Here is a 20,130-nt window from a genome sequence, read left to right on the forward strand (position 1 = left end):
TGTATCAAGAATTACAGAATATTTGAAAATTTCAGGTAACACTCCTGTATACTGAGAATATTTCCAGTTCATAAAGATTTCTTAACTTTTTATTGTGAGAAAATTACTGAGAACTGTATTATATTATATTGATAGTAATTATAATAGCTTTACTAACTTCAGTATCGCATTATCAACTTTAAACACAGGTGTGAGGAAAAATGCAGAAATTTTGGACGTATTTAATTACCAGTTCTAGTGTGATCAGTTCCATGCTATGTATGAGTTCTGGTGCATGGGCAGAAACATTACCAACCAATAATTCAGAACGACAAGTTAATAATATCCAGGAACAGGAAGTATCTCAAGTTACCTCCGTATCTCAATTATCTGATGTTCAACCTAATGATTGGGCATTTCAGGCTTTACAATCATTGGTAGAACGCTATGGATGTATTGCAGGTTATCCCAACGGGACTTTTCGGGGTAATCGGGCGTTGTCACGATACGAATTTGCAGCCGGTTTAAATGCTTGTTTAGATCGAGTCAATGAATTAATTGCTACTGCTACCGCTGATTTGACGACAAAACAAGACTTAGCAACAATCCAAAAATTGCAAGAGGAATTTTCCGCAGAATTAGTCACCCTCCGAGGGCGTGTAGATACAGTAGAAGCCAAAACTGCTGAATTGGAAGCTAATCAATTTTCTACCACCACTAAGCTACAAGGACAAGTTGTGGCGGTTGTTAGTGATGTCCTGACAAATAAACTAGTTAATGATGAGGACATAACTGATAAAAATACTACTTTAAGCGCAAGAACACGGCTGGAATTGGTAAGCAGTTTCACTGGAAAAGATACACTTTTTACCAGAATCCAAAGTAATAATATCAACAACCCTGATATTAAAACCAAAGAAGGCAACTTATTTTTTGCCAATCTTCCTGGTACTACTGGTACTAATGATGTTACCATAGATGGGCTATGGTATGCTTTTCCCCTGGGGAAAAATACCCAAGTCAAACTAATTGCTAATGCTGGTGCAGCGGACGATGTTACCAGTACAGTCAATCTGTTTGATGGTGATGGTGCTTTTGGGGCTGTGTCTACTTTTGGGACAAGAAACCCGATTTATGGACAACTGGGTGATAAAGGTATAGCCGTTAACCATCAGTTTGGTGATAAAATCGGCTTAAGTTTAGGCTATTTAAGTAGTACAGCTAATAACCCCACTGCTGGCAACGGTCTATTTGATGGGAATTATGGTGCTTTAGCGCAGTTAACTGTCAAGCCAAGCGATCGCATTTCTCTTGGTTTAACTTATATCAATTCCTACAATCAACCACTACTCACTGGTAGTAATAACGCTACATCTGATATCGTCACTTCAGGTGAAAAATTTTCCAATAATTCCTATGGTGTTCAAGCATCTTTAGGAATTAGCAAGAAGTTTGTTCTCGGTGGTTGGGCTGGTTATACCAATAGTCAAGTTTTGACAGGTACAAAGGGAGAGTTTGACACTTGGAACTATGCTGTTACTCTTGGATTCCCTGATTTGGGTAAAAAAGGTAATTTGGCTGGTGTCATAGTTGGCATGGAACCAAAAGTCACAAGTTCTAGCGCGACTGGCGCTGGAGTTGCAAAAGATCCAAATACTTCTTATCACATTGAAGGATTTTACCAATACAAGGTCAGCGACAATATCACCATTACTCCTGCTGTAATTTGGCTAACAGCCCCAGACCACAATGATAGCAATGGTAATTTAGTGATTGGTGCTTTGAGAACGACCTTCAGTTTCTAATCATAGCAATCAGATAAATCTCACAAATCATAGTTCAGATATTGTTTCTGTTCCCTTTGGGGAAAGATGTCTGGACTGTGATTTTTGTGATGAGTGTGATTTTGAGAATGATAACAAAAAGACCAACCCCTCCCACAGGGCTGGTCTATAAAAAAACGTTGTTCGAGTTGTCTTCTCAGTAGAGTCAAAACCAAATTGCGCGTTCCCAAAATTCAACGGGCAACTTTTCTTAACAAGATTGTAACAGGCAGTACAATTTTTTCATGAAAATATCTCAAAAAATATCTGTCTTCCGGTAAGTAGCTTTTCTATTCCAGGAAAGATGAGGGAACAGGGAAAAATGACCAATGACTAATGACCAATGACTAATTGCGGTTTTCCCCAAATAATCGTTTCTTGTTTATAAACTACAAGTCCTGGTTTTGCGCCTTTGGGTTTGTAGACGTGCTTGAGTTGTGTGTAAACTACTGGTACTTGGTCACTTTGACGGGCGCGACTGAAATAACCTGCTAGATTTGCTGTAAATTGTAAATCTGCTTCTTCGGCAACTGTACCCGGTTCTAGACGCAGGAGGACATGACTCCCCGGAATTTCTTGGGCGTGAAACCACAAATCATAGTGTCCAGCGACACGAAATGTCAGTTGATCATTTTGAATGTTATTGCGACCAATGAGGACTTCAAAGCCACTCGGACTGCGGTAACGATGAAAATTAGTGCCGGGGGTATTGTTACTGCTACGGCTGCGATATTCTAGGTCTTCTAGATATTTTTGCCCAATAAGTTCGTCGCGGATTTCTTCTAAAGCCTGTAAATCTTCTGGATTTTGGTATTTGTCTATTTGTGAAATTGCCGCTTCTACTTGTTCAAGATAGTCAATTTCGGCTTTAACTGCAAATAGTAGGGGTTCGACAGCAGCACGGGCGCGTTTGAGTTTTTGGTGCTGTTTATAAAGCTTTTGGGCATTTTGGACGGCGTTTTTATCAGGCAAAAGAGCGATCGCAATTGGCTGTTCAGTTTCAAAATCTGGTAGAATTATTTCCTGCATTCCTGGTTGCCAATGGTGCAGGTTAGCCATTAATAAGTCAGCTTTTTGACGATATTCTTCAGCCTGATCTGATTGTTGCAGGCGATCGCTAAAAGTTTTTGCCTTGACCCTTAATTTGCCCAAAATATTCAACAATTTCTGACTTAACTGATGACGCAGTTGCACAAATAACTGTTCATTCAGTTGATCAGAATAATAACGGTAAAGTAACTCTTGAACATTTTTTGTAGGTGCAAATCCACCCCAACCCATCACGGTATATCCATTCTCAGTCCAAGCAGGTTGGAATTTACCTAAATCTAAAGCTTGTAACCATTCTTGCCAACGTTGAAATAAATTTTGCCAATCTTGGGGAGTAAGTTCGTCAGTATTCGTATCTGGGATGATATTTGCCGCCAACAGCATAGTATCTAGCAAAGCCGAACTTAAACCACTATAACTTTTGAGTAACTGGCGTTTAATTCCTCCGGGAACTAAACTTACCCGTTCTTGCCAACGTTCCCCAGATTCGCTTAAATTGGGAACTTTTCCCGTCAGTTTCGGTGGTGTTTCGTAATTTTGTCCCGTTTGAATGGGACGAACACTAGATTGTTGCTGACTAACTTGATGGGCAGCGGTGATAATTTCATTACTCGCATCAGTTAAAATCACATTACTATATTTGCCCATCACTTCCGCATAAACGTGATAAAGGGCAGTTTCTCCAGGACGACGGGCAAATTGTAAATCAATAACTCGTTCCCAAGGTGAAATAGCTTCAATCCCAACTAAAGCCAAACCACCTAATTGATGTCTTAACTGCTGACTAAAAGTAAAAGTATCTGGGGCGCGTGGTGGTGGTTCACTAATACAAATATGGGCGGCTTGAGGATGCCAGGAAATATCCAGCCAACCCCGTTGATTTAAGGTGCGTAAGGCAATGGCAATGGTAAAGCGATCGCGCTGATATACCTGTTCTATGCGGGCAGGCAACCAATTAGCGCGGATTTCGCCACAAGCGGCGGTTAAAGCAGTAAAGTCCAGGGGTTGCAAAACAATTACCCCTTTTTCACGGCAAAATTACTTTTTTCTTGATTATTTTCTGGGTTCATTAAATAAATATTTTTCAGCTTGCTAAGTCTATGTTCTCTGATTTCAGACAAAAATTTTGAATAATGAATCTTATCCCTGTTCCCTGTTTCCTTTTCCCTGTTCCCTTTTTTGTAAGATTCACTCAAATCTAGCTAATAATTCCTCACGAGACAATTGTAGAAGCAACGGTGTGAATTCTTCTCTGGACATAGCAATTAAAGGGTTGATAATTGATGCTAACTGTGAATCAACTGCACCAAAACGTACTTGCAATATACTTTCAATCATAGCGCGTCGTTCTCTTTCTATACCTTCTTGTCGTCCTTCTTGAAGTCCTTGTTTTTTTAGTTCTTCTAATTGTTGTTGATACATTTCTGATAATTTCATAATTAACTCCTGATCATCTTTATCAATATCTTGTTCTTGACGCTGACGAGCCGACAACACAGCAATTAGGTTATTTACTAATTGTATAATATCCGAAAGGAACGGACTATTATTTGCTAGTGCTTCTAATTCTTCTACCGCTTGTCTTTGTACCTTCCCTTTTCCTAAAATCCTCAAAAACAGTGTTTCGGGTGTACTCAGTAGTTGATGAATTGCCACAACTACGGTTTTAAATCCTTTTGGCAAGAAATAAATACCTTTTCCCCAGTTTGCTTCATCCAGAGTCCCATGAAAACTCTCTAGGATTTCTGATGATACTGTAGGTGTAAAAATCCATAATTGAGCTAATTCTGTTTCATTTATTCGCGTATCCTTACGTTTTGCTTGCCGTTCAAGGTCTGCATGAATATCAAACAATTTACCTAGACAACTGCGAATTTCACTTTTACTGACGGCATTACGGAATGGTTCAAATATGGCATAATTTATCACCATTTTCCCCAGTATTCCTAGTGTTTCTAGACTTTGTGTGGGTTGGGGTGAAGGAATAAATAATACATCTATTTGTCTGACTTCTGCGGTAATATCTTTGCTGGTTTCTACCTCTCCATAAGGCGTTAATAATTCCGTTAGATATTGTTTTGCGAATTGATCATGTATAAAACGAGTCATTTACATTAATAGTTTTACGACAGAATGATTGATTAATTCAAGATTTTTTTGGTGATGGCGATCGCTTAGTAAAACGTAGGAGTTTTTAGCACTGCTAAACTCCTACATATCTGGGTTTCTCGCAATTTTGTAAAAATTCAAATCTCAGCCGTCACGAGTATCATCCAAAATCCAAAATCCAAAATCTAAAATTCACTCATCCTTGCCAAGGTGAAGGGATGGGTGTAGTGGAAATCACCTTTTCTGCCATCAGTCTTACGGCAGTTTTCCCACAACTTGGGCATTCTACCTCTAAATACTGTGAAGATGATACATCTACTTCACATAATATCCCTTGTTTGCAGTGCCAACATTCACAAATTACCCTGCATACTGGTTCGTTGCAGTCAAGGATCTTGACGTGCTGAAAATTTTGGGATTCGCTGTCTGGTTTCCTGGGCTTTGGGAATTTTTTGATTTCTTGAACTTCCATCATTTCACCGTCTAACTGCAACTATGTTTAGAGCTTACAGGAATATCCGGTAAGCGTAAAGCTCAGAGGCTAAAGCCTGTGAGATATAAGCGATTCGTAGGATTTTAATCCCCGTCATCAATTCTTACTCAATTTCTATTTTCTCTTGCCATGATGCTTTCCTATCTTACAACTATGCACGGATTGTCAGTTGTCATTAGGAATAAATATTCCTCCTGCCCCTTGCCAACTGCCTTCTGCCTGTTACCTATTTACTAGCTAATGCGGGTTCTCTCACAGATTGCTGTAAAAGTTGGGTATAGAGTTCATCTAACTGACTCGCTACACCATGCCAGCTAAATTTATTGATAACACGCTTTTTAGCAGCTTTTCCTAGTTCTTGCTGCCATGCAGGATTACTGAGAATCCGATCAATAGCGTGGTTAAAAGCTGGGACGTTTTGCGGCGGCACTAATAAACCAGTTTCTTCGTTGACAACAGTGAACTGTAATCCACCGACATCACTAGCAACTACAGGTGTACCGCAGGCCATCGCTTCGATAGCTACTAATCCAAAGGGTTCATAATGGCTGGGAACAACACAAACATCAGCAGCAGCAAAATAAGCTGGTAATATATGCCGACTCAAACAACCGGGAAAAGAGGTACATTCACCCATTCCTAACTCGTTGACAATTCCGGTGAGGCGATCACGTTCTTTTTCATCACTATTCCCCGGTGTACAACCGCCACCAATAATCAACTGCAATTGTTTGGATTCATAAAACTTCGACTCTCGCATTGCCCTGATCAAGGTTTCTATGCCTTTTCGGGGGTCAAATCTACCGACATATAACACCACTTTAGCTTCTGGATCAATTCCTAAAGTAGCTCTGGCAGCTTGTCTTTCCACCGAACCAAACTGCTGAATATCTGTTCCACAGGGAATAATATCAATTTTGCCTTTTTGGGAAACAAGCGATCGCATATGTTCTTGTTCTTGGGGACTGGTGGCAACAATTCTTTCTGCTGTTTCCAATACTTGTTTTTCTACTATTAAACGTTGACTTGCCACCAGAGGAATATTTTCTATGGTGTTGTATTTGATCACCCCTAAAGAATGGTAAGTATGAACCTGTTTAGTTCCTTGTCTTTTCTTTAGTTCCATTCCTACCCAGCTAGATAACCAATAATTAGTATGTACTAAATCATAATTAATCCCAGCTTCTTTTTGAAATTCTAGTAACTGAAATACGAAATCTGGCAAATATTGAAAACCCTGATCTCTTGGCACAAATTCTACCGGACCTGCGGTTAACCGAATAGTCCGACAATTAGGGTTATGTTGCACTATCCTTTCTTGATCAGCACTGACCCTCCGGCTAAACATATCTACCTGCCATCCTAGCTGTGCCAGGGATTCACCCACTTGGCGGACATAAACATTTTGTCCTCCTGCCTCTTCTCTGCCTATTTCAATCGCTGGATCACCATGAACTGAAATTAAAGCAATTTGTTTTTTATTGGTAGATTTCATAGATTTTTTCTGTTTCCGATTTCAACAATATGGGAGTTAATTTTCAACTTGCGGTTATTAAACTGAAATCTGTTTCTTGCGGGGAACCTTGAATAATTAATACTTATTATATTTTAACTATCGCCAAAATATTAGTTAATTTTCCCCACTTGCTATATTTATATTTAATACCCTTGATAGATATTGTTGCCTATCTTTTGATATAGACAAACAAATATTATCTATCATGATATATTAGTTAATCCATGATAAAACCTATCTGAAGTAGCAACGCCACATCATAAGTTAGATATTTACAGTTGATTATTTACAAGGTTCAAGCAATCAAAATAATTTTCCTTAAAGTCAATACATCAAAATCAAATCGCCGAAAATATCACCTTAATTACCATTACTTTCAAAACCCTTGATTTAATTAAGCTAATTGTATTAGCTTATACTATTCCTACATTGTGAGAATTTTTGTTAATTTAGATACAGTTTTCGTGAAAAATCACAAATTTTGTGTAATCACGCCGTCAACAGATTTTGGATTGACTCCACCAAGTGTGGAGATTGAGGATTTTAGATTGACGTTAGCGAAGCGTACGCAGCGCAGCGAGTATTTTTGATTATACTGAAAACGGTTAATAGTTTAACCAAATATGAAACCCCTCTGGTAAACCTCTCCTTTGCACCTCTCCCTAACCCTCTCCTTTTAGGCTACGGTGTACACACAAGTGGTATCTGCAAGGGTTTCAGGCGTTATAGACCCCTGAAATTGTCATTACGAGCGCAAGTAATTACATAATCCCGTGGTTTTTGCGATTCCTACGGAGCGCTTCGCTATCGCTTCGTTATTCCTCCTCTGTGGGAGACGCTATGGGAAGGCAATGAAAGACTTCCAGAGCGATTACCGCGAACGCTATCGCACAGCCTAAAATTAGATAACGAAACCAAGTCATAGGGGAAATTCTAAGACTTGAGTGTACACTAATACTGGAGAGGCTTTGAACTTGTTCTTTGTATGATAAAAAAGTCCAGCTTCTAGCCGTTTTGAGTATAGTTCCATCCTGAAGGGGCGGGGAACTTGTACCGAAAAGTCCCAATCTAAAATCCAAAATCTAACATTTTTCGGTCAAACTACAAAAATCACCAAAACAAGTAGTGCAGATAACCTGATATAGCTACCTGCACTACTTGTTGATTAAATTTGGACTTTCGTGGCTAAACAGACAATTTAGTTGGTAGTTTGTGCTGACAGCATTTGTTTTAGCTTTTCTAAATCCGCTGCCCAACGGGGATCTGGACGAAAAGCTTCGTTATCAACGCTAGTAGCAGTCTCACGCGCACTACCACCACCGCTACCACGCCGAGATTTCTTACTTCTATCGCGACGATTACCCTCTTTATTGCCGCTAGGACTAGGGGTGCTACTACCTTGGATAATTGGTTTGGGAACTTGTTGTTGTGGTTGTTCTTCACCTTCCTCACCTTTAGTCCGTGGTAAAGCTTTTTCTAGCTTAATGGGTGTATCTTTGAACATTTGACCATTATATTTTTCAATAATTTGATCTGCTTGTTCGTCATTATTCACTGTTAAAAACCCGAAACCCCGGCATTTGCCTGTTTTCCGGTCTTTAATTAGTTTGGTGGTGACAGCATCGCCTTCTTCTGCAAACACAGCTTGCAAATCTTGACGATCTATTTCTTCTTTTGGCAAATTTCCTATATATAGGCGAATGGACATGGAACATACCTCCGAATTGGGATTAAACAGGGCAAGACAAAAACAATAAATTGGCTTTGGTTTTTGAATAGATACTATGGACTAAAACTGCCACAAACCAATTTCTGCAATCCGATATTGTAGCGTGGCGTGAGTCATGCTATCAACTTATAGAATACAGTTTTTTGTTGGGATCAAGCTTATTCGCCACGAAAGCAATTATGCAATCGTGGGCTAATATCACTTTAATTTTAGGAATTGTTAATTTAATAGCCAACTATCCACCACAGTAAATTCATTCTTCTTAATTCTTGCCCGCAGAACAAAATACCATTCCTTAACATTATCATGGTATTTTCTACGTAGCTAGTTCAGCAGCAACTTTTCCGCCAATAGCCAATAGTATTAGTTTATCGTAACATAAAACACATTTTTAAGGCAAGGGGGCAGGGAGCAGGGGGAATATTTTTCCCAATGACCAATGACTAATGACAACTGACAACTGACTAAGACCCTGTAAGCATAATATAAGCACCCCAAGCTTGGGCAACGACTGCGACGACAGTAGACCAAATAGGATGAGGGCTATAAATTTTTTTGCCACTTTGGGTTTCTAGGGTTTGGAGATCAATCCAGGGAGTTGCCCCACGTCGTAACCAACCTGTGACAGTGATTTGTCTGCCAATCAAGTCTTGAGGATTGAATGACTTTCCTAACCAGGGAATATGATGTAATTTCATTAAACCTTGGCTAGTTTGTAGGATTAGGTCTTGTGCTAAACAATTACCAATTCCGGGACGGCCTAACAGTTTACCAGTAAAACGGATTTTAGTGCTATCAATTGGTAAAATTGCTGGATCTGCTAATAAGTTGATCAAGTTTTCGTCTTTTTGAACATTTGCAGGGATAATTTCGGGAAATAAAGCATTTATTCGCATGACTGTGCCAATGCTAAAACCAATTAACATACAACCTGTAACAAAAGACCAATTATCATAAATCCATTTTAAGTTTAACAAATGTAAGGTGTATGCTGTTTGCCAAACTAACCAAATCAGACAGGCGAAGAGAAGACCAAGGGGGATTCCCAACCAAGGGGCAATTTGTAAACAGAAGGTTTGGGGCTTAATGAGGATGGGTTGTGATGGGGTTGTTTGATATAATTCGGTGTCCAAATGCCAATGGCGGGCTATTTCACAAAGACGTTCGATGCGATCGCCTATTGCTGGATGACAACTGTTGATTGTTAACCATTGACGGTAGGGATGAAAATTTTCCCATTTTAAAAATGATTCAAAAGGTAGATGACCTGCGCTGCTACCTAAAACTATGCTGTGCTGGTATGCGACGGGCGAAAGGAGATTCAGGCTTTCTAACTGCCAGCAGGTCTGTTCTTTGAGTCTGACATCATGAGCTACACCAATGGATATTTTCAATAAGGCGCGAATTAGTCCATTGGGATTACCGGTGATTTCTGCGGACAGGCGATCGCTATGGTAAAGTCGCAACCGAGAATTAAGTAAGGCTGTGCCTGTGAACAGACACCAAATTCCATAGTTAATGGCGGCTAAAGCTGTACCTGGCCAACGCCAAATTTTACTCTGATGATGATTTCCCCAAACTGACACTTGCTGATATATGCCATAAAATGGCATGGTTACGAGTAGCACTAAGGACATCACCCCAAAGTCCCAACGCCCAATTTGCCCCAAGGATAAAGCATAGATGGCGGCTATTTCATCATCTGCCAGTTGTTCTAATAAGCCTTGACTAACAGTTATTCTGGCTGTGCGGGGCAGGTTGCCATAACTGATAATCATGGGGGCAGCAATTGGTAATATCCTCAGTTGGGGAGTAGTCCAGCTCCGCTGTTGACAAGCCCTTTGTAATACCCTTACTGTTTCCCGACTGTAGGAGTTTAATTTTTCTTTGGACAACTCTTCCTGGCCAGAAAATCTCGTTAGTGCCCAGTCGAGTAACCAAGGGGATGATACCATTAAGATTATAAATAACCCTAAAATCAAGTTACTAGGATCGCGATATAAAATCTGGATGGGTTCTAAGTATGGTAGTTGATATAGAATTTGATTAATTGAACCCAATCCAAATTTCAGCACTTCTCGGCACGTCCAAAATAGTGCCATGAATGTGAAGAGGGCAAGCAGTCGGGAGGGAATAATATTAGGCTTGCGAAGGGGTTGCCAGACTTTAGCACGTCTAGCATTTCGCCAATAAATGCTAACGGGTTGAATATGAGTATTACTATCAGCCCCAACATAAGCGGTTTGTGGCTGTTGTGAGGAATTGGTTAAACCGGAGATAAGTCCAGTCTTAGGTTTGCGAGATTTTTTCTGCTGGTTTTTGCGTTTATGCAGGTGTTCAAGAGCAAGTTTTGACCACTCTTGAACTTGGGGACTACTATTGGCGATCAAATTTTGGCACAGGACGATCGCTTTGGAGACTTCGCCAGTGCGGGCATAGGACATAACTAACCCCACTTGTGCTTGTAAATAAATCTTTTCTTCGGTTTGATTTTTGGCTAGTGGTTCAAGGTTAGCGATCGCTGTATAGTAATTTCCCTGCTTGAGGGCAGCTAAACCAGCCTCTAAACATGATTCAGCATAGGAAGGCATACAAACTTTGGTACTCCAATCTGTTCTCGGTGACAAATAGCACGCTCGTTGATATACCCTGATAATTGGTCATTGGTCATTGGTCATTGGTTATTGAGAAAATTCTTCTTCCTCCTGAACTCCTGACTCCTGACTCCTGAACTCCTGAACTCCTGACTCCGAACTCCTAACTCCTAACTCTCTACCGATTGTTGATGGGAAAAGACGGGTGCGATCGCACTTAACTTCAATCCTGGATGATCACCTTCTAACTGTTGACAATTCCATTCATTGCGGAATAACAACACAGGTCGTCCCATGCTATCTTTAACAGTGGTGGTATTGAATAAACGTCCCACCTGTTTTAAGGCTTCCCAACCACCCAAAACCCAACGGGCGACACTGTAGGGTAACAAATCAAGAATGGTTTCTACACCATACTCATTTTGTAAACGGAACTGGACTACCTCAAATTGCAACTGACCAACCGCTGCCAAAATTGGCTCACGCTTGGCTTCATCAGTTGAATACATAATTTGTACAGCCCCTTCTTCTCGCAATTCAGAAACACCTTTTTGAAACTGCTTAAATTTCGACGGGTTGGGGTTTCTCAAAGTAGCAAAAAGTTCCGGTGAGAAATAAGGAATTCCCTCATATTCTAGTTTTTGTCCTGTATAAATAGTATCGCCAATTGCAAAAACACCCGGATTATTTAAACCAATCACGTCCCCTGGATAAGCAACATCAATAGATTCTCTTTCTTGGGCAAATAGTTTTTGCGGACGAGATAGACGGACAACTTTGCCAGTTCGAGCATGATTTACTGTCATATCTTTTTCAAACTTGCCTGTGCAAACCCGGACAAAAGCTACTCTATCGCGGTGTTTGGGGTCCATGTTGGCTTGGAGTTTGAAAATAAATCCGGTAAATTCTGGATAAGTGGGGGGAATATCGCCGACGCTGCTGCTATGTGTACCTGGTTTGAGGGCAAAGTCGAGGAAGTTTTCCAGGAATAATTCCACCCCAAAGTTGGTCATGGCGCTACCAAAAAATACTGGGGTCATTTTGCCAGCGTGTACCAGGTCTAAATCTAGTTCTGGACAAACTCCTTCTAAGAGTTCTAATTCGTCTTTTAGTTGGTGGTAAAGTTCTTTTTCTAGTAAGGTTTCTAGTTGGGGATCGCCTATATCAAGAACAGTTTCCCTTGCTTCCTTACTACCATGAAAACTCCGTTCAAATAAATGAACTTGCTGTTGTTGGCGGTCAAAAACTCCTTTGAAGCGATCGCCCATACCAATAGGCCAATTCACTGCGTATGTCTGTAATCCCAGTTCTTTCTCAATTTCATCCAACAAATCTATGGGTTCTCTACCTGGACGGTCAAGTTTATTCACAAAGGTGAAAATGGGAATCCCCCGCATTTTACAGACTTCAAACAATTTCCGGGTTTGCGGTTCTAAACCTTTAGCCGCATCAATCAGCATAACCGCATTATCTGCCGCTGCTAATGTCCGATAGGTGTCTTCACTAAAATCTTGGTGTCCAGGAGTGTCAAGTAAATTAATTTGACAGTTACGATAGGCAAATTGTAACACCGTTGAAGTGACGGAAATTCCCCGTTGTTGTTCCATTGCCATCCAGTCAGAAGTCACTTTCCGCTGGTCTCTGCGGGCTTTGACTGCTCCAGCTTCGTGGATAGCACCCCCGTACAATAATAGTTTTTCAGTCAAGGTAGTTTTACCAGCATCAGGGTGAGAAATAATCGCAAAGTTGCGACGCTGTTCCACCGCTTGACCTAGTTCTGTTTGCAGTTCAATGGACATATTGGTTATTTGTTTTTAACTTTATTAAATGTAATCTTTTTTAGCAACAGGGAACAGAGAACAGAGAACAGAGAACAGAGAACAGAGAACAGAGAACAGAGAACAGAGAACAGAGAACAGAGAACAGAGAACAGAGAACAGAGAACAGAGAACAGAGAACAGAGAACAGAGAACAGAGAACAGAGAACAGGTAATTGGTGAAAACTATTCTTCTTTCTTCTTTCTTCTTTCTTCTTTCTTCTGACTCGGTGACTCGGTGACTCCTGACTCCTAAATTAATTAAAGTTTTCCCAATAGTTTGTAAGTTCTCAGCAACTTAGCATTTTCATCTGTTAGTAATTCCTGTAAGCTACTCATCTCATTTAATATCTCAATTTGTCGTTTACATTCTTGCTGTAATATCAATAAATATTTGTCTCTATCTTTTTCATTATTAACCTGTTTAAGCATACAAATTGCCATGTTGATATTAGAAAGCGGATTGCGTAAGTCTTGGGAGACTTGATCTAGGAGATTACCTCGCATTTGCGCTAGTTGCTGAGAGTCTTGCAGTTCCGACCGATTTTTTTTGATTTCCTGTTCGAGTATTTCTAATTTTTGGGACTCTTCTAAATATGCTTGATTAGAAATTGAATGTCGTTTTAAACGAGCATTGACTGCTTCTAAAATTTCATGAGGCTGAAAAGGTTTGGTAATATAATCATCCGCACCTAATTCCATGCTTTGACGAAAATCATAGCGCTCTGCTTTAGCGGTTATAAAAATGAACGGGACATCAGCCAACTTAGGATCACGTCTGAGTTCTGTTAACACCTCATATCCACTCAATTCTGGCATCGTAATATCACAGATAATTAAATCTGGGTGTCTATGTTTAGCTAACTGTAAGCCAATTTTGCCATTTACGGCGGTAATAACCGAGAAATTTACTAGTTCTAAAAATTCTTGGAGATTTAACCGAATCGAATTTTCATCCTCAATAATTAGAATTAAGCTCATAACTGATTTGGTTTACTGTAAATTAGGGTCTGGTGAAAAATCAGGAGTCAGGAGAAATAAAAAACAAGAAGGAGTAAAAAGAAGAATTATTTGCTGTGCAACTCAGGTTACTTAATATAAGTATAGTAAATTACACTTTTTTTAAAATTATAGTATATCAGATTTCGTGTATACTAAGTAAAGTAAATGGTAATACTTAATATCCATAGATATGAACAATAAAATTAATTATGAAGATACAATGGCTCTACAAATAGCTCTAGGGGAAGTATTACAGGTTTCATTGTTTATTAACTACGATCGCTATTATTTTGTTTTCACAGTATATACTGATTTCATAAGAGACTTCATAAGTTAATATTCGACAGAATCCAACTGGATCGAGCTAGGGGATAAGGAAAAAATTTTGGAAAAATTGCCTAACTGTAGGTTACAAGGTCGAGACGGAGATAAATGGTCTAAATGTCATCCCACAAGTAAAGATGAGTATTCCTGATTTAATCGTGCTAGATATTGTGTTACCTGATATTAGCGGATTTGAAATTTGTGAGCAACTTCAATCTGATACCCTGACTCAGGGTATTCCGATAATTTTCATGACGGCTTTAGCTGATACTGTGGATAAAGTCAAAGGTTTAAGTTTAGGTGCTGTAGATTATATCACCCTACAAAGACAGCAGGCCAGTTTTACTTCTGACTTCTGCTGTATCTGTAATAGTCACCTATTGAGGAAGCACAATTCTAATAATAGTTTGCTTCTTATATATGCTCTCAATTAAAAACTCTCCTCCATGCAGTTCTACTAACCTTTTAGCAATTAATAACCCTAAACCAGAACCTTGCTGTTCATACATTTTACGTTCAAATTGAGCATAAGCTCCAACATTACTAATTTGCTCCTGAGTCATACCACGTCCGTGATCAATTATAAATAGATGGAAAGTATCATTATCACTATGTCCTATGATTTTTACAGGTGTATTGGGTTGGGAAAATTTAAAAGCATTATCAATAATTTCTTCAGTAATTTTAGTCAATTTAGCTGCCGATAATTTCACCATTGCATCTGATATATCAATACTTAAATCTGCCTCCCTATTAAAATTTTTGGCAATATTTAAAGCTGTATTTTCAATAATTGATTTTACGAAAACTTGGACTCCATAGTTTCTTAAAGCTGCTATTTTTTCAGAATTAGATACCAATAATTCTATTTCTGCATACATAAGAAAATTTATAGTTAATTTATGTAAACGTTTACCAGCTTTATTAATTGATGCCATCATTTCTAAACTTTCTTCTCTAGAAAGAATATCATACTCCTCAATTAATAAATTGGATATTCCTAGAATATGATTAAGAGGAGTATTAATTTCATGAGGTAATGAAAAACTAATACTTCTACTTAAAGTATTCAATTTTTCCTGAGTTTGTTGGTCAGATATTGCTTGTTTATCCAATCTAGTAGTAATTGCTTGCAGCAATTGTTCAGTCTGAAAAGGCTTAGTTAAATAATCATCAGCACCAAGTTCCATGCCTCGACGTAAATCAGACCAATTTGACTTAGCAGTTAAGAAAATTAAAGGAATTGTTGCAGTATCACTATTCTGACGCAGTTGAGTTAATACACCATATCCATCTAACTCAGGCATCATCAAATCACAAATAATTAAATCAGGATGTTTATCTTTAGCCAATTCTAAACCCTGTAACCCATTTTCTGCAACTAATGTATCAAAGTCTGATAAGTGTAATATTTCCCGAAGATTATCTCTAATTTGAGGTTCATCTTCAATAATTAAAATTGTTTTCATTGTATTTTCCTGATTTCCTAAATATTTAGTTATTAGCTAATAAAAAAACTTTCAAATCCTCTATTGATAAAGGACGGCTTAAAAAATATCCTTGAATAACCTCACAATTATTTTGTTTCAACCAATTTACCTCTTCATTTGTTTCTACTCCTTCAGCAATAATATTAACCTTCAAAGTATTTGCCAACTGAATAATACTTTGTAGAATACACTGTTTATTTTCAACTTTATCAACATTGCTAATAAAATACCGATCTATTTTTAAATGACTAAACGAAAATTCGTGCAGATATTTAAACGATGAGTACCCTGTACCAAAATCATCAATTGATACTTGAATTCTATAATTCTTTAACATATCTATTTTTTCCTTCACAAGTTCAATATCTTGAATAAACACAGTTTCTGTGAGTTCTAATTCTAATAGTTCTGGGTTAAAATTTTCGTTGGTAATGATATCATTAATATTTTGAACGAAATTTTCTTGTGTAAACTGAAAAGGGGATATATTTACAGCTAATTTAAAATTAGCTAGTCCCTCTGCTTGTAAATTTTTCAATTGCTGACAAGCTCTTCTTAAAATCCATTCTCCCAGAGGAATAATAAAACCTGATTGTTCAGCAATAGGAATAAATTCTGCTGGAGAAATTATACCGTATTCTGGATGTTGCCAATGAATCAATGCTTCAACACCAACCACTTTCTCAGTGGTAATATTGATTTGTGGCTGATAATAAAGTTGAAATTCTTTGTTCTCAATTGCCTGTAAAAAATCAGATTCTAAAATAAGTTTTCTAAAGACAACATCGAGGATTTCTTGATTATAAAAACGATAAAAATTACCATTTTCCAATCTATAATGCTCTAGGGTTACTTCTGCATGAGTTAGCAGTTCTCCTAATTGCAGTGCATCATTTGGATAACAAGCAATCCCAATTTTAGCTTGCACAGATATTTCCTGATCATTAACATTAACAATTAAAGGTTGTGACAAACTATCTAAAATTTGTTGAGAAATATCAGCCGCAATACTTCCATCTTGGACTGGCTTTAACAACAATGCTAGTTGGTCAGTTTCTAAATAAGCCATGAAATCAATAGTCTGATTAGAAGAGTTTAGCTTATTTAATTGTGCAGCTACATCCTTCATTAATAAGTGTTTAAAACTGGGTTTAAATAATAACTTAGTGTGATAGACGAAATTTATGTCAATTAGCAACAACGGTAAAAATTGATTTTGATTGTAAGCTTGAAGACGGTTTTGATTAAAATACTCTTCTAAAAAAAGTTGATTGGGTAAACCAGTTAAACTATCATGACGAACTAGATCATATATCTCAGTTTCCATTTGCTGAATCTGAGTTTTATAACGTTGGGTTAATAGTTGACGTTTTTCTAATCTTGTAGAAATAGCCTCAAGTAGTTCATTAACCTCAAAAGGCTTAGTTAAATAGTCATCCGCACCCAGTAGCATACCTTGACGCTGATCACGGTGTTCTGCTTTAGCAGTCAGAAAAATAAAAGGAATTTCCGCAGTCAATGGTTTTTGACGTAGTGCTTCAATCAATCCATATCCATCTAGATTAGGCATCATTACATCGCAAAGAATTATATCTGGGTGATGTTTCTCTGCCATGCGTAAACCTTCTAATCCATCTTCTGCAGTGACGGTAATAAACCCATGTAGTTCAAGAATCTCCTGAATGTTTTCTCTGATTTGACGCTCATCTTCAATAATCAAAATTGTATTCATATACATTTATGTGAAATAAAGGGTAGAAAATTTAGATTGCTTAACTTGTCTATATTAATACCTAATTGTAACATTTTCTAGTGATTTTTGAATCTTCATAAATCAGAAATTATTCTATTTCTGTAATTTAGTTAATACTAAGGTTGCATAAATCAGTAATTATATTTAATTTATGTATTTTGCAAAAATAACCGTATAAAATATATGGTATAAGAATCCCTGTACATCTCAACCGATGGAAAGCCCTGAAAAAATCACCATAATTCCTAATCAACCTTGCCACATCAAGGTTTAGTTATGATAAATCCTCAATCACCGTAAAAAATACGTAAAAGCCAAAATTCTGAAAAACAACCATTTTATGCAACTGTGATCTAAAATAGAGTCTTACACACAATGTTTTTAGAGTTGTCAAAACTCAACAACTGCAAATATTGTGTAAAGAAAAAAATAACATTTATTCTACACATTTCAATTCTATGAAAGCAGAAGTGATTGAATTAATAACAACGGTTTTCCATGTTTTACAAGTTAATCTGCGGTGGATGACTTGGAATTTATTTTTGGCTTTTATTCCTTTAGCTTTAAGTGTTTGGCTATTTCGCAAAAAACGCGGAGGTTCATGGATTTGGTGGCTAGGATTTTTGAGTTTCTATGCTTTTTTACCAAATGCACCTTACTTATTAACTGATGTTATTCATTTAATAGATGATATCCGGCGAGTTCAATCAGTATGGATGATTACATTAGTGTTAATACCTGTGTATTTTGTAGTCATTTTTGGTGGATTTGAAGCCTATGTTATATCTTTGATAAATTTGGGTTACTATTTACACCGAACTGGTAAAAGCAAATGGATTTTTTCTGTTGAATTGATGACTCATGCTCTTTCTGCTGTTGGTATTTATTGGGGACGATTTTTACGGTTTAACAGTTGGGACTTTATTACTCAACCAGATGCGATAATCACGAAAGGTGTAGAGGAAATACTTGGTAAACAGCCGTTAGTCATTATTACGATTACTTTTGTAATTCTTTGGGGTTTGTATTGGTTTATGAAACGAATTACTTTGGGTTTTGTTAACAATGGTAATACTTCACAACTAAATGATCATCATATTCATAATATTAACTAATGACATAATACAGCAATACAATTGAGGACGGGGAAACCCCGCCCCTACAGGCTTTACCCCGGATTCCTCACAAAGAGTCTTATTTCTTTAAGAATTTGGGGATATCAACAAAAATTTCCTATTTAGATTTAAAATAAAAAAGCAAATGTAAACAAATATAAAAAGTGAAATTAGTTAAACAACGATTAGATACATTATTAGTAGATTTGGGATTATGTGCTTCCCGTCAACAAGCACAACGGCTAATTCAAGCCGGAGAAGTAACTGTAAATCAACATAAGATTGATAAAGTCGGCACAGAAGTTGATATTACCGCCCAAATTCAAGTTAAAGAACGTCCTCCTTTTGTTTCTCGTGGTGGGGAAAAACTGGCTAAAGCTTTAGAATTTTTTGAGATTTCTGTAACTGATAGGATTTGTTTAGACGGCGGAATTTCCACTGGAGGCTTTACTGATTGTTTATTACAAGCCGGTGCAAAACAAGTTTATGGTGTAGATGTTGGTTATGGACAAGTTGATTGGAAAATCAGAAATGATCAACGAGTAGTTTTAAAAGAACGTACCAATTTACGTCAACTACAACCAGAGGAATTATATGCTGAAAATGCCATATTTCCTGATTTGATAGTTGTGGATGTTTCGTTTATTTCTTTAACCAAAATTTTGCCGGCGGTATGGCAATTAACACAAGCTCCCAGAGAGGCTGTATTGCTGGTAAAACCTCAATTTGAGGTTGGCAAGTCTCGCATCGGTAAAAAAGGTGTTGTCCGCGATCCTGATGACCAAGCTGATGCAATTTTTAATGTTATGAAAGGGGCTTTAGAAATAGGATGGAAATATCAAGGTTTAACTTGGTCACCAATAACAGGACCTGCGGGAAATATTGAATATCTTTTATGGTTGGGAATGGAAAGGGAAATCATACCCCCAACATTAGCAGCAATTCAAGAAATTACTAAAGAAGTAATTCAGGAGTTTGGGAAAAAATGATGAATAATCAATTTTGTGGGGGTTTAGCAATACTAAACCCTGATATAAATTAAAGATCGTAAATCAAACACTCCAAGGCATCTGGATACATTTCGCAGTAGTCTTCTAAGGCTGTTTTGCGGTGTTTTGCTTGTTTTTGATGGGCTTTTTCGGCTTGCAATTCTTCGACAATATCCCAAGCTACTGCACAATTAGGGGAATTATTGCCATTTTCTGTACAGGTTGTCCGCGCTTCCGTAATAGCTTCAAGAATTGCTGCTTCAATGGTTTTTTTACCATTGATAACTTCGTTTATGGAGACCATAATAATGTTACCTTTGTTAGTGGAGATAAAGGTTAAGTAGGTG

The 20,130-nt window shown here is 37.8% G+C and carries 15 protein-coding genes; 4 read left to right on the forward strand and 11 right to left on the reverse strand.

The annotated features are described in order from the left end of the window. Positions 1–200: 200 nt before the first annotated feature. The gene (locus CA730_RS05170; protein ID WP_096664805.1) at positions 201–1,784 is read left to right on the forward strand and encodes an iron uptake porin; all 1,584 of its coding nucleotides are present in this window, start codon (positions 201–203) and stop codon (positions 1,782–1,784) included. Positions 1,785–2,135: 351 nt separating this feature from the next. Here the strand turns inward: CA730_RS05170 and CA730_RS05175 are convergent, their stop codons facing one another. From CA730_RS05175 to CA730_RS05220, 8 genes are all read right to left on the reverse strand, one after another. Then, the gene (locus tag CA730_RS05175) at positions 2,136–3,863 is read right to left on the reverse strand and encodes an Rqc2 family fibronectin-binding protein (protein ID WP_096664808.1); all 1,728 of its coding nucleotides are present in this window, start codon (positions 3,861–3,863) and stop codon (positions 2,136–2,138) included. A gap of 177 nt (positions 3,864–4,040) precedes the next feature. Beyond that, positions 4,041–4,961 (reverse strand): RpnC/YadD family protein, encoded by a 921-nt coding sequence (locus tag CA730_RS05185; RefSeq protein WP_096664814.1) that lies wholly within the window; start codon positions 4,959–4,961, stop codon positions 4,041–4,043. A 196-nt stretch (positions 4,962–5,157) separates the two neighbouring features. After that, the gene (locus CA730_RS25435) at positions 5,158–5,433 is read right to left on the reverse strand and encodes a hypothetical protein (protein WP_096671296.1); all 276 of its coding nucleotides are present in this window, start codon (positions 5,431–5,433) and stop codon (positions 5,158–5,160) included. Between the two features lie 247 nt (positions 5,434–5,680). After that, positions 5,681–6,949, reverse strand: a complete 1,269-nt coding sequence (locus tag CA730_RS05195) for a glycosyltransferase family 4 protein (protein ID WP_096664817.1) — start codon at positions 6,947–6,949, stop codon at positions 5,681–5,683. Positions 6,950–8,168: 1,219 nt separating this feature from the next. Next, the gene (locus CA730_RS05200) at positions 8,169–8,678 is read right to left on the reverse strand and encodes an RNA recognition motif domain-containing protein (protein ID WP_096664820.1); all 510 of its coding nucleotides are present in this window, start codon (positions 8,676–8,678) and stop codon (positions 8,169–8,171) included. A 485-nt stretch (positions 8,679–9,163) separates the two neighbouring features. Beyond that, positions 9,164–11,290 carry a zinc metalloprotease HtpX gene (locus CA730_RS05205; protein WP_096664823.1) on the reverse strand — a complete coding sequence of 709 codons (2,127 nt, stop codon included), beginning with the start codon at positions 11,288–11,290 and terminating at the stop codon, positions 9,164–9,166. A 173-nt stretch (positions 11,291–11,463) separates the two neighbouring features. Beyond that, the gene (locus CA730_RS05210; RefSeq protein ID WP_096664826.1) at positions 11,464–13,092 is read right to left on the reverse strand and encodes a peptide chain release factor 3; all 1,629 of its coding nucleotides are present in this window, start codon (positions 13,090–13,092) and stop codon (positions 11,464–11,466) included. A 279-nt stretch (positions 13,093–13,371) separates the two neighbouring features. Then, the gene (locus CA730_RS05220) at positions 13,372–14,091 is read right to left on the reverse strand and encodes an ATP-binding response regulator (protein ID WP_096664830.1); all 720 of its coding nucleotides are present in this window, start codon (positions 14,089–14,091) and stop codon (positions 13,372–13,374) included. Between the two features lie 392 nt (positions 14,092–14,483). On the opposite strand from CA730_RS05220, the gene CA730_RS05225 reads away from it, so the two are divergent. Beyond that, a complete protein-coding gene (locus tag CA730_RS05225; RefSeq protein ID WP_096664833.1) occupies positions 14,484–14,870 on the forward strand; it encodes a response regulator in 387 nt (128 codons plus the stop codon). Here CA730_RS05225 and CA730_RS05230 read toward each other — a convergent pair. Together CA730_RS05230 and CA730_RS05235 are read right to left on the reverse strand one after the other, a co-directional pair. Continuing rightward, on the reverse strand, positions 14,814–15,905 hold the full coding sequence (locus CA730_RS05230) for a hybrid sensor histidine kinase/response regulator (protein ID WP_096664836.1): 1,092 nt from the start codon (positions 15,903–15,905) through the stop codon (positions 14,814–14,816). The genes CA730_RS05225 and CA730_RS05230 overlap by 57 nt on opposite strands. Before the next feature lie 25 nt (positions 15,906–15,930). Further along, positions 15,931–17,658, reverse strand: a complete 1,728-nt coding sequence (locus tag CA730_RS05235; RefSeq protein ID WP_096664839.1) for a putative bifunctional diguanylate cyclase/phosphodiesterase — start codon at positions 17,656–17,658, stop codon at positions 15,931–15,933. 479 nt (positions 17,659–18,137) lie between these two features. On the opposite strand from CA730_RS05235, the gene CA730_RS05240 reads away from it, so the two are divergent. Continuing rightward, on the forward strand, positions 18,138–18,794 hold the full coding sequence (locus tag CA730_RS05240; protein WP_096664842.1) for a DUF1361 domain-containing protein: 657 nt from the start codon (positions 18,138–18,140) through the stop codon (positions 18,792–18,794). 164 nt (positions 18,795–18,958) lie between these two features. Next, positions 18,959–19,783 carry a TlyA family RNA methyltransferase gene (locus tag CA730_RS05245; RefSeq protein ID WP_096664845.1) on the forward strand — a complete coding sequence of 275 codons (825 nt, stop codon included), beginning with the start codon at positions 18,959–18,961 and terminating at the stop codon, positions 19,781–19,783. Positions 19,784–19,832: 49 nt separating this feature from the next. Here the strand turns inward: CA730_RS05245 and CA730_RS05250 are convergent, their stop codons facing one another. Beyond that, entirely contained in the window at positions 19,833–20,087 is a 255-nt protein-coding gene (locus CA730_RS05250; protein ID WP_096664848.1) for a Calvin cycle protein CP12, read from the reverse strand. Positions 20,088–20,130 lie beyond the last annotated feature (43 nt).

Source organism: Dolichospermum compactum NIES-806, from assembly GCF_002368115.1.
Lineage (GTDB): Bacteria > Cyanobacteriota > Cyanobacteriia > Cyanobacteriales > Nostocaceae > Dolichospermum > Dolichospermum compactum.